This window comes from Pseudomonas neustonica (assembly GCF_003797945.1).
Lineage (GTDB): Bacteria > Pseudomonadota > Gammaproteobacteria > Pseudomonadales > Pseudomonadaceae > Halopseudomonas > Halopseudomonas neustonica.
The window spans coordinates 1-4,384 of sequence record NZ_RKKU01000057.1; the positions used below are offsets into that span (position 1 = coordinate 1).

Annotated in this window: 2 protein-coding genes; both read left to right on the plus strand. The window is 51.0% G+C overall.

All coding sequences use genetic code 11. The features are described 5' to 3' along the window. Positions 1 to 598 precede the first annotated feature (598 nt). Positions 599 to 2,179, plus strand: a complete 1,581-nt coding sequence (locus tag EF096_RS19970) for a hypothetical protein (protein ID WP_123891491.1) — start codon at positions 599 to 601, stop codon at positions 2,177 to 2,179. Between the two features lie 170 nt (positions 2,180 to 2,349). Next, complete coding sequence (locus tag EF096_RS19975) at positions 2,350 to 4,296, plus strand: site-specific integrase (protein ID WP_123891492.1); 1,947 nt, start codon at positions 2,350 to 2,352, stop codon at positions 4,294 to 4,296. The last annotated feature ends 88 nt before the right edge of the window (positions 4,297 to 4,384 follow it).

Consider the following 4,384-nt stretch of genomic DNA (forward strand, 5'->3'; position numbering starts at 1 on the left):
GAGCTTCATACACGTTCTGACGCGCTATCGACACTGATCTTGGCAAATGTCCGGGAAAACGCCTCGCCCAAGAGCACTGGGCTTAGTCATCCAACATACGAAAAGTGTTTTTACACACTCTGGGCCGATACCGGCCAGTGGTGAATGGTGGCTACCCGCCAAAGGCCACTGCTCTGTTGATATTGTCAAAAGCGCACCGGTCAATAGGCGCACCCGACAGGATTGGCTGCGAATCGCTTTGGCGAACGTTAGGTTCTCATCTGCCATTGAGTACACCCGTCAAATAAAAATGCCCAGCGTGTGCTGGGCATTTTTATTTGATTGGCGCACCCGACAGGATTCGAACCTGTGACGCCTTCGGAGGGCGGAAAATATAGATGTATTATAGTGAATATTTTTCGGTGCTAATCGTTGAAATTCGTTGTTTCAATAGTAAGTTATTGATTTTCATATAAAACACATTGTGCCATTTAATGTCTTGTAGTCTAGGCGAAAATTACGATTTATTAGAAATGGCACAGAGTGTGGCACACTCTCCACCATATATTTTGACACCTAGCCTGATGGGTTTAAGGGGTGTTTTTTGGGGAGCCCGCAGATGCAGCCGAGTAACGTTGAAAGGCCCGGTGTTCTGAGTAGCATGGTTGGGAGCCAGGACGCCTTTGCTGTACTGGAAGAGGTTGAGGCAGCATTTGGATTGGATCCAGATTTCCCGGCAAGAAGGAACTTGGTTGAGAAGTTAATTGAATTGTTGGCGACTGTAGAGCCCAGCGCTCAACAAACAAGCTGGATGGCGGCACTGAAAGAGGCCCGCCAGGCAGGCGAAAAACAGAAGGAAAAGTTAGGTTGGTTTTTCAATGCTGCCACCAAGCGTGGCGGCAATCCAATTGGCGGCAGTTTTGTAAGCTACCCACTGCCCGCGTTCTTTCTTCAGCCTAAGCCGCACTCGCTTGGTACTGCGCAATATTTAGCATTGAACACTCTGTTTCTAACTGCGCTGCTTTTACGGCCGAATGGAAAATTCGAGTCAATTGCAGACACATGCCGAAAGGCTATTTCGCCGAAGGCTTTGGGCTCTGGCGCCCATGCCTTAATCAACACGCTCCCGAGCTCAGCCGGGTCCAGCTTTCTCTCAGATATCGAGTCGTTTCTATCTGACGTCACGGCAGCCGTTGAGAATGAACGTCATGCTCAAACCATAAAGGCGATCAGTTCTCTTTGGGAAATTTGCCAAACTGGTGCTCGTAAAGAAGCAGAACCCGCACAAACTAAGCCCTTACCCGAAGCAGGCCCGCACCGTTGGTTTAGACAGCAAACAACAGGAACGACTGAAGAGGGTAGGCGGATAGGGAGTCATATTATCCATGTGGTCGAGCCCGACAAAACCGACTCGCCTTCAGGGGATGAGCTCGCAACGGTCGAGCTATTCATGGTTGAGCCGGATGTGGTTGATGAACAAACCCCTCCCCCGTCTGAAACTGAAGTCGAGATAGCTGCGAAGGAAACGCGCTATTGGATCTCGCGCCATCAAAGACTGACCGCTAATGACCCGGGACGATTTACTTCGATAGAGCGGAGGCGGCTGGCATCCTCGTTATCAGAATGGATGATCTCTAAGGATCGTCGCACGCGCATAGGGGCTGGCATTGTGGCGCTAATGTATGTCACCGGATTGGGCTGGGAGACCATATTTGGCGCTACGCTTGGTAATGACGGGCAGTTTGGCGCTGATGGCTGCTTTAGGCGCAATATTCGTTTGCCCGTTGCAGCCTATGAGCCTCCATCTGATGTTGCAGCGTTGTTTGAGCCCCGCGGCGAAAAACTAAATCTACTTCTGCCGCCGGCCGTCGCGACTTGGATGCAGGCTCATTTTAAGTCGAGTGACGGCCTGCTTCTGGATTGCCTCGGTGTAGAGAAGAACGAAGCGAGAGATTGCCTGGATGATGTGCTGGTCCGTCTGCGTCACGGGGGCCTATTCCAACGTATACGTTTGGAAAGGATCACTGCTGCTCTTGCTATAGAGCTCACTCTGACTTTTAGAGATCCATCGATTACGTTCCTATTATCTTCGTCGAGCTCTCACGTCGCGCCTATGCTTAGCTATTACGTTGTACATCCGCTAACCCAGGTGGAAGACCGTTACCGACAGGTCGCAGATAGGATGTTGTCCTTATCATGACGCCCTTCACAGGTTACTACCCCAGACAATCAACTATAAAAGCGCTGTTGGAAGGCTGTTTCGAGCGAACTACACCGCTCTCTGGAGGGGATACAAATCTTGTCTCGTCTCACAACGCTTTCACGGATTACTGCCTGGCTTTACTAATGTGCTGCACGGGACACCGCCCCGTGGATGATCCATTCGCGGAGCTGAGCCAGTTTGATTTAGAGCGTGGTTTGCTGCTGATCTGTGACAAGGTTGTTGACGAAACGCGTGCGTGGCGAGTGGTTGCATTGTCTGATCTTGCGATGGCTCAGATGAATGTGTACTTGAAGTATCTGCAGCACCTCTCAGAATGTTTGCAGTCGCGCGATAGTAGCCGTGAACTGGGATTACGCATTAGCCGGTTGAGTGGGTCGAAGGCGGATATGCCCTTGTTCTTTTATTTGAACGAAAATCGGCCTGACTCATATATTCCGATCAGCTCTGCGGCGCTTTCGTCTGAATGGAGTGCTTTCTGGAGACTACCAATCAACTTTTTGCGCCATGTAATGGCGACTCAGTTGCTTAGAACCTCCGGTCGGCCGGATCTAGTCCAGCTACAGCTCGGCCATACAGATGGAGTTGACTACCCGCTAGGCAGTAGGTCGACTGTGTCAGTGCTGCTTGCAGCTGGTGTCATTAGAAAACACCTTGATAGCTACATGCGCGAGTCTGGCTGGCGAGTGATGGACGCTCCGTCCTTGGAGCTGCAGAAGGCTTTCTCACCCAGTTTCGGCAAGAGTGCTGTTACAACCGAGCCATTATTCGGTCACCGCAAACGTGAGGAAAAAAGAAAGCGAGATCATGCTAAGTCCAAAGCGCTAGTAAAGATGTTGGTCTCAGACCACTTGGCCAGGTTCCAAAGAATTGACGCTGATGGCGCTCATCGGTTGGTGGAGGAGCTAGTTGCCACTGCGCAGCAGAATAAATGTTCCATTAACCGTTGCTTGAGGCTTCTCTATCGTTACCTTGCTCGCAGAAAAGGCGGTAAAGATCTCATTAAACATGTCTTGCGCGTACGCCAGATCGAGGTCGAGCCATCACCATTTACAGAAGCTTCTCTAAAAGAGTATCGAGAGTTAGCTTTTTTACGTGCTGCGTTTACGTCATACCTAGACAATAAGGGGCGTGACGGCGGCGAAGTGTCGACATCGGCTCGGCTGGCAGAAATAGTGTGTTCTGCAGCGCTCTTTGGTGGGATTGCTGCTGAAGCACGTCTCCTTTCATTGGCGAGTGCAATATTGTTGCACACTCATCAGCTTTCTACAGAGTTGAGTGTTGAAATCCCGTTGGGAGAAGGCGCGGTTTTTCGGTGGCATCCAGACCCAGTCAGCAGTGCTCTTATTGAAGGGCTGTTCAAAAAGGAAGGGTGTGAGGCGAAGCTCTCCGAACAAAAACTGCAGCCGAGTATCGCAGCTTTGCTTGCGTCAATCGGTTGCGGAGCTGGCAGCCTGGCTCTCCTAGCAAAACTGTCTCAGGTGGCACTGCTATTTGAGATGCCTGGCTATATTGCAAGCTGCTTGCGCGGAGAGACCGCAGCCGTTTCAGTGCCACTGAATGCGTGGGTTAGAGCGACAGGTAATCACGCAATCGCTACACCGACAACACACATAAGTAATGCCGATACGTTCAAACCGGATCAAGATTGGGCTCCAGATCTAAGGCATTGCCGAAAGGGAGCGAAGCTTGATCTAAGTGAGGCTAGGAGCTTCGTTCTGCTGATACGAAAGCTGATCTCGCAAGCGGCATCTCTGCCTACGAAGGGTAATATGAAGGTTTCAACCCGCCGCAAGAAGCATTTTGCGGAGATCTTGAAATCTACTTTTGACAGAGAAGCGGATTGGTCCGTCTTCCCCCTCTTGATTGTGGGTTGGGCAGTTCATCTATGTGAGCAGGGGACTCGTACAAAAAAATCACTTGCGTACTCCACGATCGATAAATATCTGATGCTGGTAGTCCGTCATCTGACGCCTGCCGCCTGTGGGATGGATGTCTTGGGCCTAGATGAAGCGGGCTTTGAGGAGCTTTACCTGAAAGTAGTTGAAACGGCGGAGGTGAACCGCCCCGGGTTTCGCGGAGGCTGTTTGGTTTAAGTCAAGCCGCCACCTTGGAAGCCTGACTGGCTAGTTGCCGATAGTAGTTTGCCTCAGCCTCTGCGGGCGGTATATATCCGATGGGTTC

Excerpts from the sequence above, each read along its gene's own strand:
- EF096_RS19970 (WP_123891491.1), top strand. The coding sequence starts at position 599 with ATGCAGCCGAGTAACGTTGAAAGGCCCGGTGTTCTGAGTAGCATGGTT.